This window comes from Cupriavidus taiwanensis LMG 19424 (assembly GCF_000069785.1).
GTDB lineage: Bacteria > Pseudomonadota > Gammaproteobacteria > Burkholderiales > Burkholderiaceae > Cupriavidus > Cupriavidus taiwanensis.
This window is the reverse complement of record NC_010530.1, coordinates 1508604-1535566: the sequence shown is the minus strand read 5'-3', so window position 1 is coordinate 1535566 and position 26963 is coordinate 1508604. Positions and strand designations below refer to the sequence as shown.

The following is a 26963-nucleotide window of genomic DNA, read 5'->3' as shown; positions in this document are numbered from 1 at the left end:
CCGTAGCCTTCGGACATTGCCCGCAGTGGTTCATCGTCCCGGCATCCCCTCCAGGTCCTGCGCCTCGCGCACGCAATTGCGGCCCTCCGCCTTGGCCCGGTACATGGCCGCGTCGGCCGCGCCGAACAGTCGCTGCCAGTTGCCCGCGCCGCCATGGCCGACGGCCACGCCGAAGCTGGCGGTCACGGCAAGCTGCGTCGTGCCGGACAGGTAGACCGGCCGCGATGCGATGGCCGCGCGCAGCGTTTCGGCCAGCGCCGCGGCTTCGCCGGGCCGCCCGTGCGGCAGCCATAGCGCAAACTCCTCGCCGCCGAAGCGGGCCAGCACGCCTTCTGCCGGCACCAGCGCGCGCATTTGCGTGGCGATGTTGCGCAACACCTGGTCGCCGGCGGGATGCCCATGGCGGTCATTGATCTGCTTGAAGCGGTCGACGTCGATCAGCACCAGGCTGGCGCTTTCGTGCGCCCCGTACCGGGCCGACACCAGTTCCAGCGCGCGCCGGTTCAGCAGGCCGGTCAGGCTGTCGGTGCGGGCCTGCTGCTCCAGTTGCGCGGTCAGCGCGGCGCGCTCGCGCAGCTTGCGGCGCAGGATCTCGATGGCATCGAACAGGCGCCGCATCTCGGCGGCCTGGCCAGTGCGTCCGGCCCGCGCGGCGGACGCGGACGTGGCGTCATCGTTCGCCAAGCCGCGATCCTCGGCCAGCGCAATCACCTCGGCACGTGCGCGCAGCAGCGGCAGGAACACCGCGCGCCGCGCGAACACCAGCATGTAGCCCAGTATGGCCAGGATCAGCGCCGACGCACCGCAAGCGGCCGCGAGCCGGTGCAGCGCGCGCTCGCGCGTGCTGGTGAAATGCGCCACGACTTCGTCCAGGAACACGCTGCGCAGCCGCTCCAGCGGCTCCAGCGTGGGCACGTAGCGGTTGGTCAGTTCGGTGGGCGTCATCGAGTAGTTGCCCGATATCCGCCCCTGCGCGACCAGGCTGTCGACCATCGCCATGCCGCGGCCGAAGAACTGGTGGCCCGCGTCGGCATACGCCTGTTCCAGCGCGGGCGTGGCGCCGTACAGGTTGTACGCCGGCCCGGCCAGGTGCCACAGCTCGAGCAGCCGTCCGCGCGAGCGTGTCGCGTCGACCAGGCTCTGTACCGGCATCGGCTGGCGCGCCGCCACCGGCGCCATGATCTGCGATGCCATGCGCCCGGCGTACTCGCGCAGGTCGCCCAGCATCTTGCCGGTGAGGGCGGGGGCGGCAAGCCCGTCATCGCAGACGGAAAGCTCGCGCACCTGCCAGGCGATCGCGGGCTGCAGTGCGTCGACTGCCTCGAACATGCTTTCGATGGCATGGCGGATCTCGTCCATGTCGCGCTGCTGCGGCGTGCGCGCGGCGAGTTCGTCGATCTCGGCCCGCGCCCGTGCCAGGCGCTCGCGCACGCGCTCGACCATCAGCGGCGGCAAGTGGTGGCTGTGCAGGCCGACGGGAACGGATGGCGGCGCGGACAGCCGCGCCAGTGCGGCGTCGCTGCGCGCGCGGAACGCCTGCAGGCGCTCGCGCGCCGCGCTGCCGGGCGAGGGTGGCTCACCCAGCACGCTGTTGGCCGGGCCGCGTTCCGCGGACAGCGTGTTGGCGGCGTCCAGCACGTTGCGGTACGCCGAGATGTCGTACAGGTTCTGCCGGGCCGCGGCGAAGTCGCCGTACGACCCGGCGATCACCAGCGCGGCCAGCACCGCCGTGCAGAGTCCGCTCACCGCGGTGGCCACCGCCAGCTTGCGCTGCAGGCTGCGTCGCGGCCCGCTGCCGGCGGCGCTGCCGGCGTTCATCGCACTGCCGTTACCGGGCTCAAGCCGTCGGGCGCGTTGCCTCAGGGCCATGCTGTCTCCACCCGGCAGCCAGCGGCCGGGTCATGCGTGGAAATTTTGTCATTGCCGACATTATTGACGAAAAGGCTGCGGCAGCTGTCCAAATCTTCCGCAATTTGCGCCAGCGACACCGGCACGCGGTGCTGCCCGGCAGCTTCTCCGGGCGCGCGCCGCCGAACATTCGCGGCTAACGCTGGCGGGGCATTTGACCTATGCTCAAGCTCATCGGGCAGGCTCTTATAACGTCCCGAAGGTGGTTGCCATGACTGTGGTCTTGTCATCATCGACAGAGAGGGAGGCGGGGACGAACCCCGGAAGGCACGGCTGTGCCGCACATCCCGGCATCGTCCCCCATCACCTGCATTACTGCGCCATCCTGGCCATGCTGATGTGTGCGCTGGCCCACGCAGACGAATCCTTGCCGGATCTCCACGACGCCTCGGCTGATGACCTGCCATTGCAGGCAAGCCTGGCGCGGCCGGGGCCGGCGGAGCCCGCCGAACCGGCACAGGTTTCCGATACGCTGGCCGACAGCTCCGGGCCGGGTGGCTGGATGGTTCAGCCGGTGGAGCCGGTCGTCGTCGAATACGCGGCGTTGGGCCCGCCGTCCGCGCCGTCTTCCGCATCGCCGCGCGCCATGGGTGCCGGCCCAGATGATGATGCCCCGGGCCTTGCTGCCGTCGATCGCGAAACCGCCTCCATGCCCGAGCGTCCGCGCCGGCTGTCGCTGCATCTCGATGACATCACCACCGCCAGCGGCTTTGCCGACAACCGCATGCGTACCATGGCGCTGGCGGTCGATGCCGTGGTGCCGCGCGCCGGCGGGCTGACGATTCAGCCGCGGCTGCAGCTGGCCTACCAGCCAGGCATGGGTGCTGACCCGAACGTGCCGCCGCAAGCGATGCCGGGCGATGCCAGTGCCACCGGCATCGGCGTGCGCCTGTACGGCGCACAGCCCACGCGGCTGGCCGGGATCTATCCGTTCGTCGAGGCTGACTGGTGGCAGGAGAGCCGCAAGCAGGTCATCAATATCAACGGCACCAAGATCGATGCAGACCTGCTGCGCGGACTGTTCTCGTTCAACATCGGCGCGCACGGCAATACCAAGACCGGCGTGAAGCTGTGGTTCAAGGTCCGGGCGGGACGCAACCCGAGCGGCACGGTCGGCGCGCGATATCGGTGGTAGGGTTGGTGGGGGCAGCAGCGCGCGAACGGCGCGCGGCAATGGAAAAAGGGCTTCCGTTTCCGGAAGCCCTTTTTCTTTCTGCATAGGTGGCGCGGCTGGCAGGATTCGAACCCACGACCCCTTGGTTCGTAGCCAAGTACTCTATCCAACTGAGCTACAGCCGCACACGAGAGGCGCTATTGTATCGCAATTATTCATATGCGCAAGCCCCTCGCCGAAAAAACTTCAACAGGAGCTGCCGGCATCAGCCCGCGGCTTCCGACCAGGCGCCTTCCGCCTCCTGCGCCTTGCCTTCGTCGCGCAGCTTGAGCAGGTGCGCCAGCAGCGAGCGCTGCGCCACCGGATGCATGCGCGACGGTACATCGTCATAGACGCGCAGCACCAGTTCTTCGAGCGAGGCCGGGCCGAGTTCGCGCAGCGCGCCGGCAACCTTGGCCTCGCGCTGCAGGCGGTGGCGCACCAGGATGCGGATGGCGTCCTGCGGCCGGGCGATCAGGAAGCCGTGCCCCGGTGCCAGCCAGTCCAGGTCTTCTTCCTGCAACGCGGCGAGCGAGTCGAGATAGGCGCGCATGTCGCCATCGGGCGGGCCGATCACGACCGTCGATCCCTGCATCACGTGGTCGCCGGTGAAGAGCGTCTTTTCTTCTTCCAGCAGGTAGCAGAGGTGGTTGGAGGCATGGCCGGGGGTGTGGCAGACCCGCAGCGTGCAGTGTTCAGCCAGGGCCAGGCGCTCGCCGTGCGCCAGTTCGCGCTGCGGCGCGAAGGTGGCGTCCTGCCATGGGCCGGCGGGCGCGGCACGCCCCAGCACGGTGGCGCCGGTGGCGGCCTGCAACGCCACGGCCGCGGGCGAATGGTCCAGGTGCGTGTGCGTGGCGAGAATCCAGCGAATCGGGCCGGGCGCTGCCGCCAGGATGGCACGCACGTGCTCGCCATCGTCCGGGCCCGGATCGATCACGGCCCATTCGTTGCGCGCGCCGCCGCCCACCAGGTAGGTATTGGTGCCCGGGCCGGTCATCACGCTGCCATTGCTGGCCGTCACGCGCCATACCCGTTCCGACAACTGCACCGGTACGCCCGGTGCAAGCTCGTAGCGCCCGTGCACCTTGCCGTCGGGATCGATGCGGCCGATCTCGGCGTAGCAGGGCTCGTTCGGCATCACCGGGCGCACGCCGGCGGCGCCGGTGGCGAGCCGCGGCATGATGCAGGCGATGCCGCGCAGCTGCGAGAAATACGCAAAGCACGCCGCGGCAGTCTCGAACTGCGCAATCGAGCTCAGCGTCCGGCGCGTGACATGCATCATCGGCAGGCCGCTGGCCGGGTCGGCGGCCTCGGCGGGCCGTACCCAGCGGTGCTCGACGATCTCGGTGCCGTCGGGCACGGCAAGCTGGCCTTCGGGTGCGATCGCGACAAAGAAGCGGGTATCGAACCGCTTGGGCAGGCCGGGCGGCGTCAGCCAGTAGCTGTGATAGGCCAGGCGGTCAGCCGCCAGGCGCAGGCCGAGTTGCTCGCAGGCGTGGGCCAGGCCGGGGCCGCCCCGTTGCACGGCCTGGCGCAGCAGCTCCTGCTGCGCTGCATCCAGCTCGTGCGGCGAGCGCAGGCGCCCTTCATGGTCGCAGGCGAACAGCAGGCCGGCCTCTTCGAAGCATTCGCGCACCGCGGCGAGGTAGAAGTCCAGTCCGCTGGCTGGCAGACCCAGGCGCTCGCTGGCGAGTACATCGTCGAGGCCGTGGGCATGCGCATGCAGGTGACGGTCTTGCGCATCGAGAGTGCCGCCGGGAAAAACATAAGCGCCGCTGCTGCGGTCGTTGGCGCGTTCGACGCGGCGCACCAGCAGCACTTCCATGCCGGCGGGCGCGTCGCGCACCACCAGCAGGCTGGCGGCCGTGCGCAGCAGCGGCGTGGGGGTGGCGGGGCTGCCGCTTGTCTCTGTGGTTGTCATTGTGTCGGCATCGTGGTTTTGTACGCGCGGCGCGCCGGGGGCAGGGCGGGGCGCGGCCGCGTGCGCTAGTTTAGCCGCGTTCGCGGATTCGAAAGTCCGGGGAATCCCGGCGCCCCGGCCGCAGTGACAAGAAGCGGACCGGCGGCGGCGGCCGGGCTTTGGCTTTTCCGGCCACAGGCAGTAACCTGACAGCTCCGCTTCACTTTCCGGAGCGCCGCCACCGGCGTTCCAATCGGAGGAGGTCCGCGTGATCCGAGCTTCTTACCTGTGCCTGGCGGTTGCGTGCATGGTGGCGGCCTGCGAGACGCCGCCGCAGCGGGCAACGCGTCCGTCGCCGCCGCCCGCCACCCGCATCACCGTTGACGCCCAGGCCATGTCGCGGGCTGCCTCCGCCGCGTGCGAGCCGGCTGTGGCCGAAGCCCTCCAGCGCCGCTATCCGCAGCCCGGCAGCGTCATGCTGATGGCCGACCGCGAGCAGTACTACCAGCGCCCCAACGCGCAGACATCGGTCAATGGCGAAGGCGTGTTCGAGCCGGATGACAGCTCGTCGGCGATCGGCTTCCACTACGTCTGCCTGTACAACGCGCGCACCGGCAAGGTCGACGATGTCCAGATGCGGTACTGAGCGCGCTGTCGCGCCTGCGCAAATACCGGCCGCGCTGTCGTCTAACTATTGCGATAAATAGCGGTAATCGCCGCTTCCCATTTCCTTGACCTACCGGTCGAACGGCCTTTAGCATAGCCACGCGCCTGCTTTAAGTTCGCATATAGAACTGTAGTTCTAATGGCGTAACTTTGCCGATTCTGGAGACAAGGAAGTCATGAACAAGATCGCCGGGTTCTTTACCGAACTCATGCGCCGGTACCTGCCGGATCCCTTTGTGTTTGCCATTGGCCTGACATTGCTGACGATGGCGCTGGCGGTGCTGGTGCAGGGGCAGGCGGCCCCCGCGGTGATCGCCAGCTGGGGCAAGGGCTTCTGGAACCTGCTGGCCTTCACCACGCAGATGGCGGTGATCCTGGCGATGGGCTACGTGCTGGCCACCGCGCCGCTGACCGACCGCATGCTCGACCGCATCGTCGGCGCCGTGCACACGCCGCGCACGGCGATCATCGTCGCCACGCTGGTGGGCGGCATCGGCAGCTACCTGAACTGGGGCTTCGGGCTGGTCATCGGCGGCATCATCGCCAGGAAGCTGGCGCTGAAGGTCCGCGGCGTGCATTACCCGCTGATCATCGCTTCGGCATACAGCGGTTTCACGCTGTACGGGCTGGGGCTGTCGGCCAGCATCCCGGTGCTGATCTCGACCCCGGGGCACCCGATGGAAAAGGCGATGGGCGTGATCCCGCTGTCCGAGACCATCTTCTCGACGCCGATGCTGCTGACCAGCCTGGCGGTCATCGTCACGCTGCCGCTGCTCAACGCCTGGCTGCATCCGCGCCATCCGGCCGAAGTGGTCGAGATCCGCCGTGACCAGGAACCGGCGCGCGCCGAGGCTGCCTCGGCCCACAGCATCGGCGGCGACAACACGCTGGCCGGGCGCCTGAACAACAGCCGCATCCTGAGCCTGGCGATCGGACTGTGCGGCATGGCCTATGCCGTCATCTACTTCACCCAGGGCGGCTCGCTGGACCTGAACCTGATCAACTTCCTGATCCTGTTCGCGGGGGTGCTGCTGCTCGGCACGCCGGTCAACTACGTGGCCAAGCTCAACGAAGGCATCAAGACCATTTCGGGCATCATCCTGCAGTACCCGTTCTATGCAGGCATCATGGCGATCATGGCCGGCTCGGGGCTGGTGGACACCATCTCGCGCGTGTTCGTCGACATCGCCACGCCGCAGACGCTGCCGTTCTGGGGCCTGGTCAGTTCCTTCGTGATCAACTTCTTCGCCCCGTCCGGCGGCGGGCACTGGGTGATCCAGGGCCCGTTCATGGTGGATGCGGCAAAGGCCATCAACAGCTCGGTCAGCCAGACGTCGATGTCGGTGATGCTTGGCAACGCCTGGAACGACCTGGTGCAGCCGTTCTGGATCCTGCCCGCGCTGGCGCTGTCGAAGCTGAACCTGAAGGACGTGATGGGCTACACCGTGATCATGATGTTCTGGGTGGGCCTGATCTATATCGCTGCGATGCTGATGTGGGGCGCGCAGATTGCCTGACTTTGACGCCCGGCCGCAAGGCTGGCAGGAGAAACGCATGCCATACCTGATCGAAACCCTCGACAAGCCCGATCACCAGCACGTGCGCCAGGCCACCCGCGCCAGCCACCTGGATTACCTGGAAGCCAACAAGGCGCTGCTGCTGGCCTGCGGCGCCAAGCTCAACGATGACGGCTCCGACGCCGGCGGCGGCGTCTATATCGTCGATGTCGACAGCCGCGAGGCGGCGCAGCGTTTTATCGACGCCGACCCGTTCGCCGCGGCGGGCCTGTTCGCCGAGGTGCGCATTGTGCGCTGGCGCAAGGCTTATCTCGACGGCACCTGCCGTCTCTGAGGCGGCCGCTGCAGGCCCCATCCCACCCTCAACACCAGGAGACCCCATGCTGTTCATGGCCGAAATGACCGTCAGGATTCCCGCATCGCTCGACCCGCAGTTCGTCGAGCAACTCAAGGCCGATGAAAAGGCGATGTCGCAGCGCCTGCAGCGCGAAGGCAAATGGCGCCACCTGTGGCGCGTGGTGGGCCAGTATGCCAACGTCAGCATCTTTGACGTCAGCGACAACGATGCACTGCACACCTTGCTGACCGCGCTGCCGCTGTACCCGTACATGGAAATCAAGGTCACGCCGCTGGCCCAGCACGGCTCCGCCATCGCGCAGAACTGAGCCGGCCGCGCTCCGCAACACCGCCCGTGATTCCCGACTGACCGACACCATGCCCTTCGCAGATCTTCCCGACGTTCGCCTGCACTACCGCCTCGATGGCGCCGAGCACCTGCCGGTGCTGGTGCTGTCCAATTCCCTCGGCACCAACCTGGACATGTGGGCGCCGCAAGTGGATGCCTTCAGCCAGCATTTCCGCGTGCTGCGCTATGACACGCGCGGGCATGGCCAGTCATCGGTGCCGCCCGGCCCCTACAGCATGGCGCAACTGGGCGGCGACGTGATCGGGCTGCTCGACCATCTTGGCATCGGCCAGGCCAGCTTCTGCGGCCTGTCGATGGGCGGCATCACCGGCATGTGGCTGGCGCTGAACCATGCCCGGCGCCTGCACAAGCTGGTGCTGTGCAATACCGCGGCGTACATCGGCCCGCCCGAGAACTGGACCAGCCGCGCCGCGGCGGTGGAACGCGACGGCATGGCTGCGATCGCTACGGCGGTGGTCGACCGGTGGCTCACTCCGCCATTCGCTGCCGCGCATCCGGAGCTGGTGGCGTCGCTGCGCGCCATGCTCGGCGCCAGCCCGGCAGCGGGCTATGCCGCCAACTGCCTGGCGGTGCGCGACGCCGACCTGCGCGCGGCGATCGGCGGCATCGCCACGCCCACGCTCGTCATTGCCGGTTCGGGCGACCTGCCCACGCCCCCGCGCGACGGCGTGTACCTGGCGCAGACGATCCCCGGCGCGCACTACGTCGAGCTGGAAGCCGCGCATATCTCCAACCTGGAGCAGGCAGAGGCCTTCAGCAAGGTCGTGCTCGATTTCCTGGCCCGCTGATCCGCCGCGGCCGGGCCTTTCCGTAGCCCGGTGGCGTGGCTTATCATGCACCCCTTCGCCGTCGTGTCATGCCGTTGGTGCGCCCGGTCTCGGATCCCCGCATTCGAGGAATTGACAGGCCTGTAGTGCACGGACAAGATGCGACGGACAGATGCGCCTCCGGGACGACATGCCGGCAGTCATAGCCGAAATGCCCGGAGAACACGCAAGAACTTTGGGAATCGGGGTCATGAAGCCTATCTTTCGCCAATTGGCGGGCGCGGTCACGCTCGCCGTCATGCTGTCCGGCTGCGCCACCACCGGGCCCGACTATGCCGGCAACCCGGCCGCTGCCGAGCAGCCGCCGTCCGACCAGGCCATGAAGGCCTTGTCAGCCGAGGTCTTCACCTTTGCCTATCCGATGGTGCTGATGGACGTGACGCGCGAGCTGATGACGCAGCGCACGCCGGCCAACACCTTCAGCCACAAGCGCACGTTCCCGGACGCCACCTTTACTGAAGTGGTGAGCCCCAATGCCGATACGCTGTACTCGTCGGCGTGGCTGGACCTGTCGGGCGAGCCGGTGATCCTCTCCGTGCCCGACACCCGCGGGCGCTATTACCTGATGCCGCTGATGGACGCGTGGACCAACGTGTTTGCCGCACCGGGCAAGCGCACCACCGGCACCCGCCGCGGCAATTTCGCCATCACCGGCCCGGACTGGCGCGGCACCTTGCCGAAGGGCATGCAGGAGATCCGCTCGCCCACGTCGATGGTCTGGCTGATCGGCCGCACGCAGGCCAACGGCAAGCAGGACTTTCCGGCGGTGCACCGGCTGCAGGACCAATACCGGCTGACGCCGCTGTCGGCCTGGGGCGGCGGCCGCCGCGTGCCGGACAAGGCCGCGCCGCGGTCCGCGCTGAATCCGGACAGCGCCCCGGTGGAGCAGGTGGCGGCCATGGACGCGCAGGCGTTCTTCACGCGCTTTGCCGCACTGCTGCCGGCCAATCCGCCGGCGCCGGCCGACAGCGCCATGGTAGAGAAGATGCGCCGCATGGGCATCCGACCGGGCGTGCCGTTCAAGACCACGGTGATGGAGCCGTCCACCGCGCGGGCCGTGCAGGAGGGCGCCACCGCGGCGCTGGCGGCCATCGAGCAGGCGGCGCGCAAGGGCAACGCCGACGCCGGCAACGGCTGGGTCATGCATCGCGACCTGGGCACCTACGGCACCAGTTATGGCCGCCGCGCGGTCACCGCATGGGTGGGGCTCGGGGCAAACCTGCCGGAGGATGCGATCTACGCCTCCACCCGCACCGATGCCAACGGCAAGCCGCTGCAGGGCGGGACGCGTTACGTGCTGCACTTCGACAAGGAACAGCTGCCCCCGGCGCGCGCGTTCTGGTCGCTGACGCTGTACAACGAGCGCCAGGCCTTCGTCCCGAACCCGATCCAGCGCTACGCCATCGGCAGCCGCGACCGCCTGCGCTACAACCGCGACGGCTCGCTGGACATCTATATCCAGCATGAGCGCCCGGCCGGCGCCAGGGCCGCCAACTGGCTGCCGGCGCCGCCCGATGGCCTGAACATGATGCTGCGCGCGTACTGGCCGGAGCAGGCACTGCTGGACGGCACCTGGATGCCGCCGCCGGTGATGCCGGTCAACTGAAGCGCAAGGCGCTGTAAAAAGAAAACAGGCCGCATGCCCGTCGGGGCATGCGGCCTGTTTTTTTTTACGTGGCGGTGCGCTGCCTGAGGCGGCTTGTCAATGCGCGTGCGTGGCGCAGGCGGTGCAGGCGCCGGCCGCGTGCGGTACCGGCGCGGCGCCGGTCGTGGCGGTACGCGTGACGCGCTTCCACGTTGCCACTTCCGGCGCCGACAGGCGCTGGCGCAAGGCGCGGGCCGCGCTGACCATATTGGCCAGTGCCGCTTCGGTTTCCTCCCAGCCGCGCGTCTTCAGCCCGCAATCCGGATTGACCCACAGCCTTTGCGGCGGCACTACCTCGCAGGCGCGCTCGAGCAGCCGCTCCATCGCCTGCACCGACGGCACGCGCGGCGAGTGGATGTCATAGACGCCCGGCCCGATCTCGTTGGGGTACTCGAAATCGCCAAAGCCCTCCAGCAGTTCCATCGCCGAGCGCGAGGTCTCGATGGTGATCACGTCCGCGTCCATCGCCGCGATCGCGGGCAGGATGTCGTTGAATTCGGCATAGCACATATGGGTGTGGATCTGGGTCTGGTCCCGCACGCCGCTGGCCGACAGGCGGAACGCGGTCACGGCCCAGTCCAGGTAGGCGTCCCAGTCGGCGCGGCGCAGCGGCAGACCTTCGCGCAGTGCCGGTTCGTCGATCTGGATCACGCGGATGCCGGCCTGCTCCAGGTCGCACACCTCGTCGCGAATGGCCAGCGCAAGCTGGCGCGCGGTAGTGGCGCGCGGCTGGTCGTCGCGCACGAAGGACCACTGCAGCATGGTGATGGGGCCGGTCAGCATGCCCTTCATCGGCCGCTCGGTCAGCGACTGCGCGTAGCGGGCCGTGTCGACCGTCATCGGTTCGGGGCGGTACACGTCGCCGTAGATCACCGGCGGCTTGACGCAGCGCGAGCCGTAGCTCTGCACCCAGCCGTTCTCGGTGAAGCCATAGCCGCACAGCTGTTCGCCGAAGTATTCGACCATGTCGTTGCGCTCGGCCTCGCCGTGCACCAGCACGTCCAGCCCCAGCGCTTCCTGCTTGCGCACCGCCAGCGCGATCTCTGCGCGGATGCGCTCCAGGTATTCCAGCGCGCCGATCTCGCCGCGCTTGAACGCCGCCCGGGTCTGGCGGATCGCGGCGGTCTGCGGGAACGAGCCGATCGTGGTGGTCGGCAACAGCGGCAGCGCGAGCGCCTTGCGCTGGTGCTCGATGCGCTCGGCGAAGGGGCTGGCGCGGTTCGCCATCGCGTCATTCACGCCAGCCAGGCGCTGCTGCACGCGCGGGTTGACCACGCGCCGCGAGGCCCGGCGCGACGCCTGGGCAGCATCCGAGGCGGACAGGGCGTCGGCGACGGCCCCGTCGCCCTGGTTCAGCGCGCGGGCCAGCACCGACAGTTCGTCCAGCTTTTCGGTGGCGAAGGCGAGCCAGGATTTCAGCTCGGCGTCGAGCCGGGACTCCTGCGCGAGCGACACCGGTACATGCAGCAGCGAACATGAGGGCGCCAGCCACAGGCGTTCGCCCAGCTTGCCGTGCAGCGGGCGCAGCAGGTCCAGCACGCGGCGCAGGTCGGTGCGCCAGATATTGCGGCCGTCGATCACGCCCAGCGACAGCACCGCATGCGCCGGCAGCGCGGCCTGCCATGCCGCCAGTTGCGCGGGGGCGCGCACCAGGTCGATATGGAAACCGTCGACCGGCAGCGCGCAGGCGCGCTGCGCATGGTCGGCGGCGGTGTCGAAATAAGTCGCCAGCAGCAGCTTCGGGCGCGCCGTCGGGCCATCCTCCTGCAGCGCGGCATAGGCGGTGTCGAAGGCATCGAGCCAGGCCGGCTCCAGGTCCAGGCACAGCGCCGGCTCGTCGATCTGCACCCATTCGATGCCGCGTGCCTGGAGCTGGCCCAGGATGCGGCGATACGCCTGCAGCAGCCGCGGCAGCAGCGAGAGCCGGTCGAAGCCCGGCACATGGCTCTTGGACAGCCACAGGTAGGTGACGGGGCCGATCAGCGCCGGACGGGCGCGCAGCCCCAGGGCCAGCGCTTCATCGGTTTCCTCGAAGAACCATTGCGGTCCGCCGTCGAAGGTGGTGTCGGCGTCCAGTTCCGGGACCAGGTAGTGGTAGTTGGTGTCGAACCACTTGGTCATTTCCATGGCCGGCTGCTCGCGGTTGCCGCGGGCCAGTTCGAAATACTGCGCCAGCGTCAGTTGCGCCGGATCGAAGCCGAAGCGGCGCGGCAGCGCGCCCAGCAGCGCGGTCAGGCTCAGCATCTGGTCGTACCAGGCAAAGTCGCCGGTGGCGACGGTGTCCAGGCCGCGCTCGGCCTGCAGCTGCCAGTGGCGCCGGCGCAATTGCGCGGCCACCGTACGCAGTTCGGCCTCGGTGCGTTCGCCGCGCCAGAACGCTTCTTGCGCGAATTTCAGTTCACGGCGTTCGCCGATGCGGGGAAAGCCGAGGATATGGGTGCGTGCCATCGATGTTGCTCCGGTAGAGGTCTGGCGCACAGTGTCGGTTTGCCCATAAAATGAATCAAGCGACAAGTTTTAAACAACATATGAATCAATTTCATATCAAGCGCGAAGCGCTGCGGCGCGGAGGCGTTGCATGATCGAGGTCCGCCATTTGCGTTCGCTGGTGGCCATCGCCGAATCCGGCAAGCTGGCCACGGCGGCCGAGCGTGTGCATGTGAGCCAGTCGGCGCTGTCGCACCAGATCAAGGCGATCGAATCACACTACGGCGTGCCGCTGTTCGACCGCACCCGCCAGGGCCTGCGCTTCACGCCGGCGGGCGAGCGCCTGCTGGCGCTGGCGCGCGAGGTGCTGGCCGCGATCAGCGCGGCCGACCGCGATATCGAACGGCTCAAGGGGGACACCCGCGGCGAGCTGCGCGTGGTGCTGGAATGCCATACCTGCTTTGACTGGCTGATGCCGGTGATGGACGAATTCCGCCGCCGCTGGCCCGAAGTGGAAGTGGACCTGGTCGCGGGCTTCCACGCCGATCCGATCGCGCTGCTGCGCAACGGCCGTGCCGACATGGTGATCGGATCGCAGCCGGCCGCGCGGCGCGGGCTGGAGGTGGCGCCGCTGTTCCGCTTCGAGATCCTGGCGGTGATCGCCAACGAACACCGGCTGCGCAACAAGCGCCGCATCGAAGCCGCCGACCTCGCCGGCGAAACGCTGATCACCTACCCCGTACCCGAGTCACGCATCGATCTGATCCGCGAGGTGCTGGAACCGGCCGGCATCCACCTGGAGCGGCGCACCGCCGAGCTGACGGTGGCCGTGCTGCAACTGGTCGCCAGCCGCCGCGGCGTGGCGGCGCTGCCCAACTGGGGCGTCAAGAACTATGTCGACCACGACTATGTGCTGGCCAAGCGCATCGGTGCCCGGGGGCTGTGGAGCGAACTCTACGCGACCGTGCCGGCCGCGATGGCGCGGCGGCCCTACGTGGCGGATTTTGTCGCGATCGTGCGCGATACCTGCGCGGCGCAGCTCGACGGGATCGAGTTGCTGGCGCCGGCAGCGTAGCGGCACCATCGGTTCAGGCCGTCAGCATCGGCTCCGTGGCGCGGTCGCGACAGGTGGCGGCGCGCGGCGCCGGCTCCGCCACCGTGTCGTCGTCCGGATCCTCGACGTCGGCAACCAGCAGTTCCACGTCGATGCCGTTATCGAGGCGGCGCAGGAACAGCCACAGCAGGCTGGCATCGTCTGCCGTCAGCGTGGCATGCATCACGGCCTGCGGCGCGGCGTCGAAGGTCACCTGCTGCGGCGCCAGCCCGGTACGGCGCGCATTGGCCAGCACCCATTCCATGGCGCCGAACAGATCGGCCGGGGCAAGGCGCAGCGAGAGGCGCAAGGTGGGGAGGGGCAGGGTGGCTGGCATGTGTCGTTTCCGGCAGGCTTTCTATGCAGGTAAATTTACCAGCGGGGACGCAGAATTGGCTTTCTGATTTTCTCCATATGTAGGTCAATATCAGAAGGATCAACCTTTTTTGATAGAATGTAAGAAAGACTATTCTTGAGAGAGGGTATTCGATGGCACAGTCACCCAAGCTGGACGATACCGACCGCCGCATCCTGCGCGAATTGCGGCGCGACGGCCGCCTGTCCAATGCGCGGCTGGCGGAGCAGGTGGGACTGTCGGCCACGCCATGCTGGAACCGCGTGCGGGCGTTGGAAGAGAGTGGGGTGATCGAAGGCTACGCCGCACTGCTGAACCAGAAGGCGCTGGGCTTGCCCGATACCGTGCTGATCGAAGTCACGCTGGAGCGGCACGACGACGACATGCTGTACCGCTTCGGCAAGGCTCTGGCGGAGTTGCCGGAGGTGATGGAGGCCTACCTGCTGACCGGCGAGTATGACTACCTGATCAAGGTGGCGGTGGCCGGCACGCAGGGCTACGAGGAATTCCTGCGGCACAAGCTGTACAAGCTGCCCGGCCTGCGCCACAGCCGCTCGACCTTCGTGCTGCGCACCCTCAAGCGCGAGACCTCGGTCGAGCCGTGATCAGGCAGTCCTGAGCACTTCGCTGGTGGTATTGCGCAGTGCGCGCAGGGCCTCGTTGCATTGCTGCGGCGTGGTCGGGTGCACCAGCACCGCCCAGCGGCCATGCTGCACGGCCTCGCGCACCGGCGTGATCACCAGCTGGTGATCCGGCCGTGCCGTCATCAGTCCGGCCAGCAGCATGCCGAACACGACCCCGAGGAAAATCGCCGCGCCAGCTGCCAGACCCGGGCTGTGCATCACGGCGTCGATTTCCTGCCGGTGCAGGATACCGACCACGGCGAGCCCGATCACGGCGCCGAGCGCCGCCATCATCAGATGGGAGCGCACCGCGGTCTGGACGATGCCGTCGTTCTCCGGCTCCAGCTTGCGGCCGAAATGGGCTTCGTACGGGTGTACCAGCCGCACTTGCCCCCGCTTCAGGTGCGCTTCGTAGCAGACGCGTTCGGCCGCATTGCTTGCCGCGACCTTGGTGTCGAACAATGCCGCGATCTTGGTGCTCGCTGCCTCGGCATTCAGTGGATTGGCTGTCATGGCGACTCCTGCTGCGGCCGTACCCGAGCGGCGGGCGCTGCGCATCGCAATCCTGCCCGCCGGGGACGGCCCTTGTCCTGTAAACCGAGTCTACAGACCCGTTTGGGGCGGCTGCATAAGTGGACTGCGCTTGCGCTTGTAGGATTTGGCCGACCAGGCGCGGCGCCAGGCCCCGCGGGGAATTCCAGCGCGAACGCCCGATTCCGCTCATAATGTCGGCGGTGCCGGGCTGCGCCCCCGCCTTTTGACCAAGAATTCCGGTATGAATGACACAGAAATTGAGCTGATCGACTCGGCGCGCCTGCCGACCCGATTCGGCGACTTCACGGCGCACGCCTTCAAGGGCGCCGATTCAGGCATCGAGCACCTGGCCCTCAGCGTGGGCGATGTGGCAGGCGACAACGTCCTGATCCGCATGCATTCCGAATGCCTGACCGGTGACGTGTTCGGCTCTTGCCGCTGCGATTGCGGGCCGCAGCTCGAACTCGCCATGGAAAAGATCGCCGCGGAGGGCCGCGGCATCCTGCTGTACCTGCGTGGACACGAAGGGCGCGGCATCGGCCTGGCCGAGAAGATCCGCGCCTATCGCCTGCAAGATGGCGGGCTCGATACCGTCGACGCCAACCTCGCCCTGGGCCAGGCCATCGACGCCCGCAACTACGCCTTTGCCGCGGACCTGCTGCACCAGTGGGGCGTCAAGTCCGTGCGCCTGATGAGCAACAACCCGCTGAAGGCCGCCGCGCTCGAGAAGGCCGGCATTACCGTCTCTGAGCAACTGCGCCACATCGTGCCTGCCAACGCCGAGAACGAGAAATACCTGGCGACCAAGCGCACGCGGATGGGGCATCTGCTGGACTGAAACAGCGCTGACAGGCGTCACTTCCCCGGGGCGACGCGGGATGTAATGACGCCTGCTTTCCATTTGCAGGACGCCTCCGGCTCGCTGGCCTGACCGGCGAGCCGCGCCGGCCTTGGCATGGTGGCTTGCTCCGGCCATATAGTTGCCAACGGAAACTATTGCCCATAGAATCCATTTGCCGTCCGACTTCCCTCCGCCATGTCCAACGCCACCCGTTCCACTCACTCGATTCTTGAATTCATGTCGTTCCGCCTGAACCGGCTCTGCGAAATGACGAAGAACTCGGCCTCCGGCTTCTACGAGCGTGAATTCGGCATCGGCCTGCGGGAATTGCGTGTGCTGCGTTTCGCCGGGCTGGAACCGGGTTTGACGCTGACGCGGCTGATGGAACTGGTGCTGCTGGAAAAGACGGTGACGTCGAAGCTTGTCACCGCGCTGGCAAGGCGCGGCCTGCTGCGTCGTGAAGTGGGCGAAGCCGATGCCCGGCAGCTGAACCTTTACCTGACGCCGGCCGGCGAAGCACTGGTAGCGCAGACCTACCAGCGTGGCGACGTGCTGGAGAAGATGTTCCTGTCGGTGCTGACCGAGGCCGAAGTCAAGACGCTGGATCGCTGCATCGACAAGCTGACCAGCGCCCTGATCGCACACCAGCAAGGTTCGGAGGCATCGGTGGACTGAGGCGAGGCGGCAATCCCCGATCCAAAAATAATGCAAGGAGACAGCATGTTGTGGAAGCCCCATCGGAAATCCCCGCGGCCATGGCGAAGCCTGGCTGGCGTGGCCCTGTTCGCGGCAAGCCTGCCGGCGTCGAGCCAGCCCGCCGCCAACGCTGCTGCCGCGCCCGCCGCACCGGCGACGACGGTGGCCGCGGCGCTGGCCACCGACCCGAACGTCGTCGGCTGGATGCAGGGCTTTCCCCCGCCTCCGGACAAGCTGATCACCCATGTACCGGGGGGCAACCAATTTCCACGCAATCGCTGGCTGTTTTCGCACGTGCGCGAACTGGTGCCGACCGCATCGGTATGGCGCGGAGCCGGCCCGGCCAGCGTGCTGCCGCGCGCGGAACAGCCGATCGGCGCGATCCCGTTCACCGATGCCGACGGTACGCGCCGCACCTTCGACGAGATGCTGGCACTGACCTATACCGACGGCATCCTGGTGATGCACAAGGGCAAGGTCATCTACGAGCGCTATTTCGGCGCGCTCGACAGCCATACGCCCCATATCGCGATGTCGGTGACCAAGTCGTTCGTCGGCACGCTGGCCGCCATGCTGGCGGCAGAGGGCAAGCTGGACCCGGCCGCGCCGGTGACGCGCTACCTGCCGGAGATGGCCGGCACGGCATACGGCGATGCCACGGTGCGGCAGGTGATGGACATGACCATCGGCGTGCGCTACTCGGAGGACTATGCCGATCCCAGGGCCGAGGTGTGGGACTACGCGCGCGCCGGCGGCATGCTGGCCCGCCCGGCCAGCTACAACGGCCCCGGCACGTTCTATGACTTCCTCAAGACGCTGCAGAAGGACGGCGGCCACGATGCCGCGTTTGCCTACAAGACGGTCAATGCCGAGGTGCTGGCGTGGATCGTGCGCCGCGCCTCGGGCCAGTCGCTGGCGAAGCTGCTGTCCGAGCGGATCTGGCAGCCGATGGGCGCCGAGCAGGACGCCTATTTCACGGTCGACAGCATCGGCACCGAATCCGGCGGCGGCGGCCTGAACACCACGCTGCGTGACCTCGCGCGCTTTGGCGAGACCATCCGCGGCAACGGGCGCTTCAACGGCAGGCAGATCATCCCGGCGTCGGTCGTGGCCGACATCCGCCGCGGCGGCAGCCGCGAGCTGTTTGCCAGGTCCGGCAGCGCCGCGGTGTTGCCGGGCTGGAGCTACCGCGACATGTGGTGGGTCTCGCACGACAGCCATGGCATGTTCCAGGCCGCCGGCATCCACGGCCAGCGCATCTACATCGACCCGCAAGCCGAACTGACGATCGTGCGCTACGCCTCGCATCCTGTGGCCGGCAACGCCGCCAACAACGCGATTACGTTCCGCGCGTTCAGGGCAGTGGCGGAAGCGCTGTCGCGATAGCGGGGTGCAACGGTACGTGGGCTGCCGCGCAAGCCCACGTACCGGAACCCGGTCCGCGCGACCCTTGCCGTGGCGCTGGTGCCAGCGCCGGCGCGCCATCTTCTTTGCTATCTCCGCACTTTGCTACGCCTCAGGGTTTCTCCCGACGCCGCGCCGTAGCGCCTTGAATCTATTGAGCTAATCGACGCTGTCGTGCCATTCGGCCGGCACCGCGCAGCGAAATCACCTTGACCGGATTTCGCTGGCGACGATAATGCAAGGCACTGCAAACGTTTGCAAAGGAGGGCAGATGGATACGTACCTGGAACACGAGCAGCGATCCCTGGACCGCCCGCTGTCGCTGATCGACGACGAGCAGTCGGTCACCCACATCGTCGAGGCCGCGATGGCGAAGACGTCCGATCCGCGCCTGCGCTTTGTCATGGGTGCCCTGGTCAGGCACCTGCATGCCTTTCTGCGGGAAGCGCACCTGACCGATGCGGAATTCGAGTTCGCGCTCGAGTTCGTGGCCCGCCTGGGCCAGGCCACGCATGCCACGCACAACGAAGTCGTGCTGGCCGCGGACGTGCTCGGATTGTCGACGCTGGTGACCGTGATGAACAACGGCACGCGGCACGGACGCACGCCCGGGGCGCTGCTGGGACCGTTCTACCGCGCCAATGCGCCGCGCTATGCGTGCGGCGACTGCGTGGTCCAGGACAACGCGCCCGGCCTCCCGCTGTTCGTCAGCGGCACGGTGCGCGCCACCGACGGCACGCCGCTGCCGGGGGCGCTGGTCGAGGTCTGGCAGGCTTCGCCGGTGGGGCTGTACGACAACCAGGATCCGAACCAGCCCGACCGCAATCTGCGCGGCTGCTTCCATGCCGATGAAGGCGGCCACTACCATTTCCGCTCCGTGCGCCCGGCAGGCTATCCGGTGCCGACCGACGGCCCGGTGGGCACCCTGCTGGCCGCGCAGCGACGCCATCCGTACCGGCCGGCGCATATCCATTTCATCGTCGCGGCACCGGGCTACCGCACGCTGGTGACGCAGGTATTCGCCGACGAACCGGCCCAGCTGGAATCCGATGTCACCTTTGGTGTGCACCGGCAGCTCGTCGGCCAGCTGCAACGGCACGACCACGGGCACAGCCCGTGGGGCAACGTGCCGGTGCCATTCTTTACGCTCGGCTTTGACTTCACGCTCGAGCCCGGCGAGCAGACCTTTCCCAAGCCGCCCATCGACTGAGCGCTGCTTTCGCATCATCCCTGACGACCCACATCGAAACCATGAGCGCATCTTCTCTTTCCGGCAAGGTAGCCGTGATCCTCGGCGGCAGCGGTGGCATTGGCCTGGCGGCCGGTGAAACGCTGGCGCGCCTGGGCGCCAGCATCGTGCTGGCCGGCCGCGATGCCGACAAGGCGGCCAGCGCCGCGGCCGCGCTGCCGGCCGGCAACCACCTGGCCGCGGTGGCCGACATCGGTGACAGCGCATCGCTGCGCAAGCTGGCCGACGACATCTGCCATCACTACGGTCGCGTCGATATCCTGGTGAACTGCGCGGGCTTTACCCGCGCCATTCCGCATGCCGACCTCGACGCGCTGGACGACGCCCTGATCGACGCGCTGTTCGCCGTCAACTGGCGCGGCCAGTTCGCCGCGATCCGCGCCTTCGCGCCGCTGCTGCGTGCCAACGGCGACGGGCTGGTGGTCAATGTGGGCTCCATCGCGGGCCGCACCGGGCAGGGCAGCAACGTCGCCTACTGCGCGGCCAAGGCCGGCCTGGACGCCATGGCGATATCGCTGGGACGCGCGCTGGCCCCGGCGATCCGCGTGCTCAACGTCTCGCCGGGCGTGGTCGACACCGGCTTCGTGCCGGGGCGCGATGACGGCTTCAACGAGCGCGCTGCCCGGACCACGCCGCTGCGCCGCATCGGCCAGGCCCAGGACGTGGCCGATGCCATCGCCGCCTGTGCCACTTCACTGCGCTTCACCACCGGCACCACCATCGTCGTCGATGGCGGCCGCCAGCTGGGCTAGCGCCCAGCCACGCCAATCACGCAACCCCTGGAAACGCCATGCATGCACGCAAGACCATCATTACCTGCGCGGTGACGGGCAACATCGTCACCCCGGAGCAGCACCCCGGCCTGCCCGTCACGCCGGCACAGATCGCCGATGCCGCGCTGGAGGCCGCCGAGGCGGGCGCCGCCGCCGCCCATATCCATGTGCGTGACCCGGAGACCGGGCGCCCGTCGATGTCGCTCGACTACTACGCCGACGTCATGGACCGGATCCGCAAGCGCAACCGTTCGCTGATCATCAATCTCACCACGGGACCGGGCGGGCGCTTCGTGCCGAGCGAGCACGAGCCGCGCGTGGCCGCGCCCGGGACCACGCTGCTGCATCCGTCGAAGCGCGTCGAACACATTGCCGCGCTGCGGCCGGACGTATGCTCGCTAGACCTGAACACCATGAATTCCGGTGCCGACGTGGTGATCAATACGCCCGCCAACGTGCGCAAGATGGCGGGCATCATCCGCGCCGCCGGCGTGATGCCGGAACTGGAGATCTTCGATTCGGGAGACCTCAACATGGCCCTCGATTTCATCCGCGAAGGGGTGCTGGACGGTCCCGGGCTCTGGACCTTCGTGCTGGGCGTCAAGTATGGCTTTGCGCCGACGCCGGAAACAATTTTCTATGCCCGCAACATGCTGCCCGCGGGCGCGCACTGGTCCGCCTTCGGCATCGGCCGCGCGGAATTTCCCATCGTCGCGCAGGCGTGGCTCGCCGGCGGCCATGTGCGCGTCGGCCTGGAAGACAACATCTACCTGGAGAAGGGCGTGCTCGCGCCCGACAACGCCGCGCTGGTCGCCAGGGCGCGCGATATTGTCCGATCGCTCGGCGGCGAGCTGGCCTCGCCGGCGCAGGCGCGCCGCACGCTGGGCCTGCGCGAGGCCTGAAGCAACGCCGCACCGGATTCCAACCAAAACCGAAGCCATCATGAACGCTATTCGAGTCAACCAGAAAGCCACCGATATCGAGACCCTGCAGCTGGAACTGCTGGGCCTGCCGCGTCCGCAAGCGGCGGCTGACCAGTGCATCATCGAAATCGCCAGTGCCGGGGTCAACCCCAGCGACGTCAAGGCCACGCTGGGCCTGATGCCGCATGCGGTCTGGCCGCGCACGCCCGGCCGAGACTATGCCGGCCTGGTGGTCGAAGGCCCGTCGCAACTGCTGGGGCTGCAGGTGTGGGGCAGCGGCGGCGAGCTGGGCATTCGCCGCGACGGCACGCACGGCAAGTACCTGCGCATCGACGCCGCGTCGGTGCGCGCCAAGCCGGAATCGGTATCGCTGCTGGAAGCGGGCGCGGTGGGCGTGCCGTTCATCACGGCCTATGAAGGATTGCGCCGCGCGGGCATGCCGCAGGCCGGCAGCACGGTGCTGGTGTGCGGCGGCAATGGCAAGGTCGGGCAGGCCACCATCCAGATCGCCACGGCGCGGGGCGCGCGTGTCTTTGCCGTGGAGCGGACGGCCCAGCCTTACCGCGGCCATTCGAGCGGCACCGTCCGCATGATCGATGCCAGCCGCGAGCCGATTGCCGAGGTCGTGCGCGAGGAGACCGGCGGGCACGGCGCGGACATCGTCTACAACACCGTCGGCAGCCCGTATTTCGAACAGGCCAACCGCAGCATGGCGATCGGCGCCACGCAGATCTTTATCTCGACCATCGAGAAGCCGGTGCCGTTCGATATCTTCGCCTTCTATCGCGGCCAGCACACCTATGTGGGCGTGGATACGCTGGCGCTCGACAGCAACGCCTGCGCGCGCATCCTGGACCAGCTTGCGCCGATGTTCGCCAGCGGCAAGCTGCGGCCGTTCCCGGTGCTGCCCGACTACACCTATTCGCTGGCGCAGGCCAGGGAGGCCTATCGTGCGGTGCTGCAGGGCGCGACCGAGCGGGTGGTGCTCAAGCCATGAACATCACACGGTTCGCCCAGGCGCCGGCGTATTTTCCGGCCAACCATGAGGGCATGCATTGCCTGCGCCTGCAAGGCCATGAAGCGGGGCCCGCGGCGTCCCTGTGGCTCGGCGTCTCGGTGCTGCTGCCGGGCGGGCATACCGCGCTCGATGCCTCGGCGGTGGAGAAGCACTACGTCGTGCTGGAGGGCGAGGTCTGCATCCGCACGACGGAACAAACGGCACTGCTGGGACAGTTCGATTCGGTCCGGCTTGCGCCGGGGGAGTCGCGCCAGGTGTCGAATCCGGGCAATCGAGCGGCGATGCTGCTGCTGGCGATGCCGTTTCCGCCAGGCTGATTTTTTGGCGCTATTCTGCAAACGATTGCAATAGCAGTGGATCGCCTGCCGGGCACAAGCGCGACAACAACCACGACACCACCACAGCGACAACCACAACAAGGAAAGGGAGACACCGATGACAATCGCCCCCATGCGCAGAAGGGCCTGGCTGCTGGCCGCGAGCGCCGCGGCCGGCTGGGCCGGGCAGGCTGGCGCCCAGTCCAGCGTGACCCTGTATGGGCGCCTTAACACGGCACTGGAATATGCCCGCGCCAACACGGCCACCGATGGCACGCATCTCGGCGGCACGGGCCGGCTGACCAACAACCGCTCCGTCTTCGGCATGCGAGGAGAAGAAGGACTGGGCGGCAGCCTGAAGGCCATCTGGCAGATCGAGAGCAACCTGTCGCTGGATAACGGCCAGGGCCAGATCGCCGGCCGCAATTCGCGCATCGGCCTGCAGGGGAAGGCCGGCACCGTGTTCATGGGCCACTGGCAGACGCCCTATACCGAGGCGACCGCGGGCTATGACCCGTACTACCCGACCACCGCCGGATACATGGCGCTGATGGGCAACGGGTCGGCGTCGAGCACGGACAACGTGCAGGACACCAGCGCCTTCGACCGTCGCCAGAAGAACATCGTCGTCTACAAGACGCCCTCGCTGGCAGGGTTCAGCGGTGCCGCGGCCTGGGGTGTCAACGAGGAGAAGATCAGCGTGCCGCGCAATCCGGGGCTGTACTCCTTTTCCGCGGCCTATGACAGCGGTCCGCTCAACGTGGTGCTGGCGTACGAACTCCACCAGCACTACCAGACCGCGGGCCGCAATGACGATGCGATCAAGGCGGGCGTGTCCTACAAGTTTCCCAGCACGACCGTTGCGCTGGTCTATGAACGGCTGCACTACCGCACCGCCACCGGCGATCTGACGCGTAACGCCTATTACGCGTCGCTGGTGCAGAAGCTGGGCCCGGGCAGCGTGCGCGTGGGCGTGGCGCTGGCCGGCAATGGCGCAGGCGACGCCACCGAGACGGTGGGCTTTTTCCGCAGCGGCGCGGAGACGGGCGCCACGCAGGTGACGGTGGGCTACGACTATCCGCTGTCCAAACGCACCGCGCTGTACGCCTATTACAGCCGAATCAATAACAAGCGCAATGCGATCTACGACTTTGCCATCAATGAACTGGGTGTTAGCGCCGGCGCGGACCCCCAGACCTTTGCCCTGGGCATGCGCCATGTCTTCTGAGGCATGCCGCTTAGAACCGATCCGGTAGTGAGGAGACAGACCATGATTCGATCCATCCGAGGCGCCGTGGTGGCGCTGAGTTCATCGTTGATGCTTGCCGCCGCGCCCGCCGCGGTGGCCCAGGCGCCGTACCCTGCCAAGCCGATCCGCCTGGTGGTGCCGTTTTCGGCGGGCAGCGCCACCGACATCCTGGCGCGCATCATCGGCACCAAGATGAGCGAAGGCGGTACCTACCAGGTGATCGTCGACAACCGCCCGGGCGCCGGCGGCACGCTCGGCGCGACCGGCGTTGCCAAGGCGGCGCCGGATGGCTACACGCTGATCCTGGTGTCGGTGGGCCATGCCATCAACGCCACGCTGTATCCCAGGCTGGCTTACGACACGGTCAAGGACTTCGCGCCGGTGTCGCTGGTGGCTACGGTGCCCAACGTGCTGGTCGTCAACGCCGGCAGCAAGTACAAATCGGTGCACGACCTGGTGACGGCTGCCCGGGCGGCGCCAGGAAAGCTGAATTTCGATTCGGCCGGCTCCGGCAGCTCCACGCATCTCAGCGGCGAGATGTTCAGGATGCAGGCGGGTATCGACATCGTCCATATCCCGTACAAGGGCACGGGCGAGGCGCTGACCGACGTCATGGCCGGCCGCGGCGACATGATGTTCGCCCCGACGGTGTCGGCCATGCCGTTCGTGCGGCAGGGCAAGCTGCGCGCGCTGGCGGTCACCACGGCCAGGCGCAGCAGTTCGCTGCCCGATATTCCGACCGTGGCAGAGTCCGGCTTGCCGGGCTATGCCTTCGACTCGTGGTTTGGCATCCTGGCGCCGGCCGGCACTCCGAAGGAGATCGTCGATACCCTCAACGCGGAAATCGGCAAGGCGCTGGCCGCGCCCGACGTGCGCGAACGCCTGGCGGCGCAGGGAGCAGAGCCGAAACGCTCGTCGCCGCAGGAATTCGCGTCGTATATCCAGGCCGAGATCGGCAAGCTTGCGCCGGTCATCCGCCAGTCCGGGGCGCTTGCGGGGCAGTAGCGCCGAGCGGAGCGGGGCGCCGGGAGACGGATTGCGCGCTGGCTTAAAATGGCGTACTTCCATCCTTCCCGGCCCTCACCCTACATGCCCCAGCGCAAGCGCCTCACCCTCAAAGACCTGGCTGCCGAGATCGACGTGCATTACTCGACCGTGTCGCGGGTGATGAACCCGGCGACGCGGCATCTCGTGGCAGAGGACGTGGCGGCACGGGTGCTGGCCGTTGCCGAGGCGCGCGGCTTTTCCCCCAACCGCATTGCCGCCGGCCTGCGCACCCAGCGCTCCGGGCTGATCGGCGTGGTGTTGCCCGATATTGCCAACCCGGTGTTTCCGCCGATCCTGGCCGGGATCGAGGTCGTGCTCGCGCAGCAGGGCTATGTGCCGATCGTCGTCAATGCCGGAAGCGACAAGGGCCGGCAGCGGTTCGTGATCGACCAACTGCTCGGGCGGCAGGTAGAAGGGCTGGTGCTTGCCACCGCGGAACGCGAGGATCCGGTGCTCGAGTATTGCCTGGCACGGCACGTCCCGGTGGTGACGGTCAACCGCGGCGAAGGATCGGGCAGCGTGTCCTCCGTCGTGAGCGACAGCGTGCGCGCCATGCAGCTGACCGTCGATCACCTGATGGAGCTGGGCCATCGCCGCATCGGGCATATCGCCGGGCCGGCATCGCTGTCAACCGGCTACCTGCGCCGCGAGGGCTTTATCCAGGCCGTCAGGCGCCATCGCCTGCGTCGTGCGGACTGGCACGTGGTCGAGGCATCCAGCTATTCCCGCAATGCGGGCCGGGTCGCCTGCGCGCAGCTGATGACCGTGTTTCCCGCCCTGACCGCGATTGCGGCGGCCAATGACCTGGTCGCGATGGGCTGCTACGACTACCTGCGCGAGCAGGGCCTGCGTTGCCCCGACGACATCTCGGTCATCGGCCACAACGACATGCCATTCGTCGATGCCCTCACGCCGCCGCTGACGACGATCCGGATCGCCGTGCACGAGATGGGCGAGGAGGCGGCGCGCCTTCTGCTCAGGAAGATCAGCAAGCCGGCCTCGGATCCGGTCACGGTGCAATTGCAGCCCCACCTCATCGTGCGGGGATCCACGGCGGCGCCGCGCATGGCGTGAAACGCCGGCCCATTTTGGGCACTTCTCATTGCACAACTTCTCACCGGATCTCAGTGGCTCTTGCCGACCCGTAATGGCCGATGAGGGGCGAGGGACCAATGTCAGCCGATGAGCGGCAATGCGGCGTTCGGAAGCTGACCAGATGGCTCGAGCGGCAGTCGTAGAAGCAGGCACTAATCGCCCGCGCCACTCCTCCTTCCTTGCTGCCACAGAGTAATTAGCATCTTTGGGTCCGCAGGATAGGTCTCGAATTGAGCCACCGAGTCTGGAATGAGAAACCAGGATTGCTTACTACGCGTGTAGACGTGAGCAACCGGTTCGAAGCTCCGCTGATCGTACAGGTTACCCGGCCTGAGTATCGAGATGTTGGGCTTGTCCAAGGGTTCTGCCCAAAGTCGCGTCTCACAACGCGGGCATATTCGGCTACGCCGTCGATGCTTTTCGTTGACCTGGAACTCTACTAGAGGAGCTTCGCCCGACAGAATATGCAGATGAGTTCTGGGGACCAGCATGACGGGGAGGGCCGCCCCCCCGGTTCGACGTTGGCACACGGTGCAGTGGCATACATAGAAGGTGAGAGGCTCACCAGCAAGCTCAAACTCCACTTGCCCGCAAAGGCAGGCTCCTTTGTAAGACGATGCGCGCTGATTCATTTGGAGTTTCGAAGACTTACGAAATTTGTGGCTCCGCGGCATCTTACGCCTTCCGCACGCGCTTGGCTGAGTGCAAGTCGAGAGTTCCTATGAGCGTCCGTTTTGCATGTAGGTCGGACCTAGGTCTGCCGTATCGCGTCCGGCGGTTCATGGCCGACAAGCGCCGTCCCCGAGTGAAGCAGGACGGGTTGCGACAAGGCGCGTCTGCAGTCACGAACCGTTTTTCGCGTGGGGCGGCACTGACTACACCTCTCGGGGATATGTACGCGACCGGTCAGCCATGGCTCGCACGCTGCTTTCTACAATACTCCACGCCTAAATTGCTCCTCGCCACGGAGTGATCTCAGTTTGCTGCGCGGCGGGTG

At 67.4% G+C, this 26963-nt stretch carries 26 protein-coding genes and 1 tRNA gene; 20 read left to right on the top strand and 7 right to left on the bottom strand.

The features are described from left to right. Positions 1 to 30: 30 nt before the first annotated feature. Positions 31 to 1869 (bottom strand): GGDEF domain-containing protein, encoded by a 1839-nt coding sequence (locus RALTA_RS22500; RefSeq protein ID WP_012356243.1) that lies wholly within the window; start codon positions 1867 to 1869, stop codon positions 31 to 33. A gap of 250 nt (positions 1870 to 2119) precedes the next feature. Here RALTA_RS22500 and RALTA_RS22495 point away from each other — a divergent pair, with 250 nt between their 5' ends. Beyond that, complete coding sequence (locus RALTA_RS22495) at positions 2120 to 3043, top strand: hypothetical protein (RefSeq protein WP_012356242.1); 924 nt, start codon at positions 2120 to 2122, stop codon at positions 3041 to 3043. An 87-nt stretch (positions 3044 to 3130) separates the two neighbouring features. Here RALTA_RS22495 and RALTA_RS22490 read toward each other — a convergent pair. Together RALTA_RS22490 and RALTA_RS22485 are read right to left on the bottom strand one after the other, a co-directional pair. Next, positions 3131 to 3207, bottom strand: a tRNA-Arg gene (locus RALTA_RS22490). Between the two features lie 80 nt (positions 3208 to 3287). Continuing rightward, entirely contained in the window at positions 3288 to 4982 is a 1695-nt protein-coding gene (locus tag RALTA_RS22485; protein ID WP_012356241.1) for an MBL fold metallo-hydrolase, read from the bottom strand. A 247-nt stretch (positions 4983 to 5229) separates the two neighbouring features. On the opposite strand from RALTA_RS22485, the gene RALTA_RS22480 reads away from it, so the two are divergent. From RALTA_RS22480 to RALTA_RS22455, 6 genes are all read left to right on the top strand, one after another. Then, positions 5230 to 5607: a hypothetical protein gene (locus RALTA_RS22480; RefSeq protein WP_012356240.1), complete on the top strand. Its 378-nt coding sequence runs from the start codon at positions 5230 to 5232 to the stop codon at positions 5605 to 5607. A 196-nt stretch (positions 5608 to 5803) separates the two neighbouring features. After that, complete coding sequence (locus RALTA_RS22475) at positions 5804 to 7144, top strand: short-chain fatty acid transporter (RefSeq protein WP_012356239.1); 1341 nt, start codon at positions 5804 to 5806, stop codon at positions 7142 to 7144. A gap of 37 nt (positions 7145 to 7181) precedes the next feature. Next, complete coding sequence (locus tag RALTA_RS22470) at positions 7182 to 7478, top strand: YciI family protein (protein ID WP_012356238.1); 297 nt, start codon at positions 7182 to 7184, stop codon at positions 7476 to 7478. A 46-nt stretch (positions 7479 to 7524) separates the two neighbouring features. Then, entirely contained in the window at positions 7525 to 7809 is a 285-nt protein-coding gene (gene catC / locus RALTA_RS22465; RefSeq protein WP_041232570.1) for a muconolactone Delta-isomerase, read from the top strand. A gap of 49 nt (positions 7810 to 7858) precedes the next feature. After that, complete coding sequence (pcaD, locus tag RALTA_RS22460) at positions 7859 to 8638, top strand: 3-oxoadipate enol-lactonase (RefSeq protein WP_012356236.1); 780 nt, start codon at positions 7859 to 7861, stop codon at positions 8636 to 8638. A gap of 229 nt (positions 8639 to 8867) precedes the next feature. Next, positions 8868 to 10283: a DUF1254 domain-containing protein gene (locus RALTA_RS22455; RefSeq protein ID WP_041232569.1), complete on the top strand. Its 1416-nt coding sequence runs from the start codon at positions 8868 to 8870 to the stop codon at positions 10281 to 10283. Positions 10284 to 10379: 96 nt separating this feature from the next. On the opposite strand, the gene metE is transcribed toward RALTA_RS22455, so the two are convergent. Beyond that, on the bottom strand, positions 10380 to 12770 hold the full coding sequence (gene metE / locus RALTA_RS22450; RefSeq protein WP_012356234.1) for a 5-methyltetrahydropteroyltriglutamate--homocysteine S-methyltransferase: 2391 nt from the start codon (positions 12768 to 12770) through the stop codon (positions 10380 to 10382). Between the two features lie 130 nt (positions 12771 to 12900). Here metE and RALTA_RS22445 point away from each other — a divergent pair, with 130 nt between their 5' ends. Continuing rightward, positions 12901 to 13824: a LysR family transcriptional regulator gene (locus RALTA_RS22445; protein WP_012356233.1), complete on the top strand. Its 924-nt coding sequence runs from the start codon at positions 12901 to 12903 to the stop codon at positions 13822 to 13824. 13 nt (positions 13825 to 13837) lie between these two features. On the opposite strand, the gene RALTA_RS22440 is transcribed toward RALTA_RS22445, so the two are convergent. Beyond that, entirely contained in the window at positions 13838 to 14179 is a 342-nt protein-coding gene (locus RALTA_RS22440) for a hypothetical protein (protein WP_025585115.1), read from the bottom strand. Positions 14180 to 14331: 152 nt separating this feature from the next. Here RALTA_RS22440 and RALTA_RS22435 point away from each other — a divergent pair, with 152 nt between their 5' ends. Further along, a complete protein-coding gene (locus RALTA_RS22435) occupies positions 14332 to 14802 on the top strand; it encodes an Lrp/AsnC family transcriptional regulator (RefSeq protein WP_012356231.1) in 471 nt (156 codons plus the stop codon). Here RALTA_RS22435 and RALTA_RS22430 read toward each other — a convergent pair whose 3' ends face one another. Beyond that, the gene (locus RALTA_RS22430) at positions 14803 to 15333 is read right to left on the bottom strand and encodes a hypothetical protein (protein ID WP_012356230.1); all 531 of its coding nucleotides are present in this window, start codon (positions 15331 to 15333) and stop codon (positions 14803 to 14805) included. A 262-nt stretch (positions 15334 to 15595) separates the two neighbouring features. On the opposite strand from RALTA_RS22430, the gene ribA reads away from it, so the two are divergent. The 11 genes from ribA to RALTA_RS22375 all read left to right on the top strand — a co-directional run bounded on the left by ribA (position 15596) and on the right by RALTA_RS22375 (position 25945). Next, positions 15596 to 16192 carry a GTP cyclohydrolase II gene (gene ribA / locus RALTA_RS22425; RefSeq protein WP_012356229.1) on the top strand — a complete coding sequence of 199 codons (597 nt, stop codon included), beginning with the start codon at positions 15596 to 15598 and terminating at the stop codon, positions 16190 to 16192. Between the two features lie 198 nt (positions 16193 to 16390). Next, positions 16391 to 16870, top strand: coding sequence for a MarR family winged helix-turn-helix transcriptional regulator (locus RALTA_RS22420; RefSeq protein ID WP_041232568.1), 480 nt, complete (start codon positions 16391 to 16393; stop codon positions 16868 to 16870). A 45-nt stretch (positions 16871 to 16915) separates the two neighbouring features. Then, positions 16916 to 18277 carry a serine hydrolase domain-containing protein gene (locus RALTA_RS22415; protein WP_041232567.1) on the top strand — a complete coding sequence of 454 codons (1362 nt, stop codon included), beginning with the start codon at positions 16916 to 16918 and terminating at the stop codon, positions 18275 to 18277. A 289-nt stretch (positions 18278 to 18566) separates the two neighbouring features. Then, on the top strand, positions 18567 to 19505 hold the full coding sequence (locus RALTA_RS22410; RefSeq protein WP_012356226.1) for a dioxygenase family protein: 939 nt from the start codon (positions 18567 to 18569) through the stop codon (positions 19503 to 19505). Positions 19506 to 19546: 41 nt separating this feature from the next. Beyond that, positions 19547 to 20296, top strand: coding sequence for an SDR family NAD(P)-dependent oxidoreductase (locus RALTA_RS22405; RefSeq protein WP_012356225.1), 750 nt, complete (start codon positions 19547 to 19549; stop codon positions 20294 to 20296). Positions 20297 to 20334: 38 nt separating this feature from the next. Continuing rightward, the gene (locus tag RALTA_RS22400) at positions 20335 to 21219 is read left to right on the top strand and encodes a BKACE family enzyme (RefSeq protein ID WP_012356224.1); all 885 of its coding nucleotides are present in this window, start codon (positions 20335 to 20337) and stop codon (positions 21217 to 21219) included. Between the two features lie 40 nt (positions 21220 to 21259). Next, a complete protein-coding gene (locus RALTA_RS22395; RefSeq protein ID WP_012356223.1) occupies positions 21260 to 22237 on the top strand; it encodes a quinone oxidoreductase family protein in 978 nt (325 codons plus the stop codon). Continuing rightward, the gene (locus tag RALTA_RS22390) at positions 22234 to 22575 is read left to right on the top strand and encodes a cupin domain-containing protein (protein WP_012356222.1); all 342 of its coding nucleotides are present in this window, start codon (positions 22234 to 22236) and stop codon (positions 22573 to 22575) included. Before RALTA_RS22395 ends, RALTA_RS22390 begins: the two co-directional genes overlap by 4 nt. Positions 22576 to 22708: 133 nt before the next feature. Further along, positions 22709 to 23803: a porin gene (locus tag RALTA_RS22385; RefSeq protein ID WP_012356221.1), complete on the top strand. Its 1095-nt coding sequence runs from the start codon at positions 22709 to 22711 to the stop codon at positions 23801 to 23803. A 42-nt stretch (positions 23804 to 23845) separates the two neighbouring features. Further along, positions 23846 to 24829 (top strand): tripartite tricarboxylate transporter substrate binding protein, encoded by a 984-nt coding sequence (locus RALTA_RS22380; protein WP_041232565.1) that lies wholly within the window; start codon positions 23846 to 23848, stop codon positions 24827 to 24829. Between the two features lie 84 nt (positions 24830 to 24913). Then, entirely contained in the window at positions 24914 to 25945 is a 1032-nt protein-coding gene (locus tag RALTA_RS22375; protein WP_085960216.1) for a LacI family DNA-binding transcriptional regulator, read from the top strand. Between the two features lie 173 nt (positions 25946 to 26118). On the opposite strand, the gene RALTA_RS29200 is transcribed toward RALTA_RS22375, so the two are convergent. After that, a complete protein-coding gene (locus RALTA_RS29200) occupies positions 26119 to 26598 on the bottom strand; it encodes a GFA family protein (protein WP_157877226.1) in 480 nt (159 codons plus the stop codon). Positions 26599 to 26963: the final 365 nt, after the last annotated feature.

Coding starts and splice junctions, on each gene's coding strand:
- RALTA_RS22475 (WP_012356239.1), top strand. CDS start 5,804: ATGAACAAGATCGCCGGGTTCTTTACCGAACTCATGCGCCGGTACCTG.
- RALTA_RS22375 (WP_085960216.1), top strand. CDS start 24,914: ATGCCCCAGCGCAAGCGCCTCACCCTCAAAGACCTGGCTGCCGAGATC.
- RALTA_RS22455 (WP_041232569.1), top strand. CDS start 8,868: ATGAAGCCTATCTTTCGCCAATTGGCGGGCGCGGTCACGCTCGCCGTC.
- RALTA_RS22400 (WP_012356224.1), top strand. CDS start 20,335: ATGCATGCACGCAAGACCATCATTACCTGCGCGGTGACGGGCAACATC.
- RALTA_RS22470 (WP_012356238.1), top strand. CDS start 7,182: ATGCCATACCTGATCGAAACCCTCGACAAGCCCGATCACCAGCACGTG.
- RALTA_RS22395 (WP_012356223.1), top strand. CDS start 21,260: ATGAACGCTATTCGAGTCAACCAGAAAGCCACCGATATCGAGACCCTG.
- ribA (WP_012356229.1), top strand. CDS start 15,596: ATGAATGACACAGAAATTGAGCTGATCGACTCGGCGCGCCTGCCGACC.
- RALTA_RS29200 (WP_157877226.1), bottom strand. CDS start 26,598: ATGAATCAGCGCGCATCGTCTTACAAAGGAGCCTGCCTTTGCGGGCAA.
- RALTA_RS22435 (WP_012356231.1), top strand. CDS start 14,332: ATGGCACAGTCACCCAAGCTGGACGATACCGACCGCCGCATCCTGCGC.
- RALTA_RS22420 (WP_041232568.1), top strand. CDS start 16,391: ATGTCCAACGCCACCCGTTCCACTCACTCGATTCTTGAATTCATGTCG.
- RALTA_RS22485 (WP_012356241.1), bottom strand. CDS start 4,982: ATGACAACCACAGAGACAAGCGGCAGCCCCGCCACCCCCACGCCGCTG.
- RALTA_RS22410 (WP_012356226.1), top strand. CDS start 18,567: ATGGATACGTACCTGGAACACGAGCAGCGATCCCTGGACCGCCCGCTG.
- RALTA_RS22385 (WP_012356221.1), top strand. CDS start 22,709: ATGCGCAGAAGGGCCTGGCTGCTGGCCGCGAGCGCCGCGGCCGGCTGG.
- RALTA_RS22500 (WP_012356243.1), bottom strand. CDS start 1,869: ATGGCCCTGAGGCAACGCGCCCGACGGCTTGAGCCCGGTAACGGCAGT.
- RALTA_RS22380 (WP_041232565.1), top strand. CDS start 23,846: ATGATTCGATCCATCCGAGGCGCCGTGGTGGCGCTGAGTTCATCGTTG.
- RALTA_RS22405 (WP_012356225.1), top strand. CDS start 19,547: ATGAGCGCATCTTCTCTTTCCGGCAAGGTAGCCGTGATCCTCGGCGGC.
- RALTA_RS22430 (WP_012356230.1), bottom strand. CDS start 15,333: ATGACAGCCAATCCACTGAATGCCGAGGCAGCGAGCACCAAGATCGCG.
- pcaD (WP_012356236.1), top strand. CDS start 7,859: ATGCCCTTCGCAGATCTTCCCGACGTTCGCCTGCACTACCGCCTCGAT.
- catC (WP_041232570.1), top strand. CDS start 7,525: ATGCTGTTCATGGCCGAAATGACCGTCAGGATTCCCGCATCGCTCGAC.
- RALTA_RS22440 (WP_025585115.1), bottom strand. CDS start 14,179: ATGCCAGCCACCCTGCCCCTCCCCACCTTGCGCCTCTCGCTGCGCCTT.
- metE (WP_012356234.1), bottom strand. CDS start 12,770: ATGGCACGCACCCATATCCTCGGCTTTCCCCGCATCGGCGAACGCCGT.
- RALTA_RS22415 (WP_041232567.1), top strand. CDS start 16,916: ATGTTGTGGAAGCCCCATCGGAAATCCCCGCGGCCATGGCGAAGCCTG.
- RALTA_RS22390 (WP_012356222.1), top strand. CDS start 22,234: ATGAACATCACACGGTTCGCCCAGGCGCCGGCGTATTTTCCGGCCAAC.
- RALTA_RS22445 (WP_012356233.1), top strand. CDS start 12,901: ATGATCGAGGTCCGCCATTTGCGTTCGCTGGTGGCCATCGCCGAATCC.
- RALTA_RS22495 (WP_012356242.1), top strand. CDS start 2,120: ATGACTGTGGTCTTGTCATCATCGACAGAGAGGGAGGCGGGGACGAAC.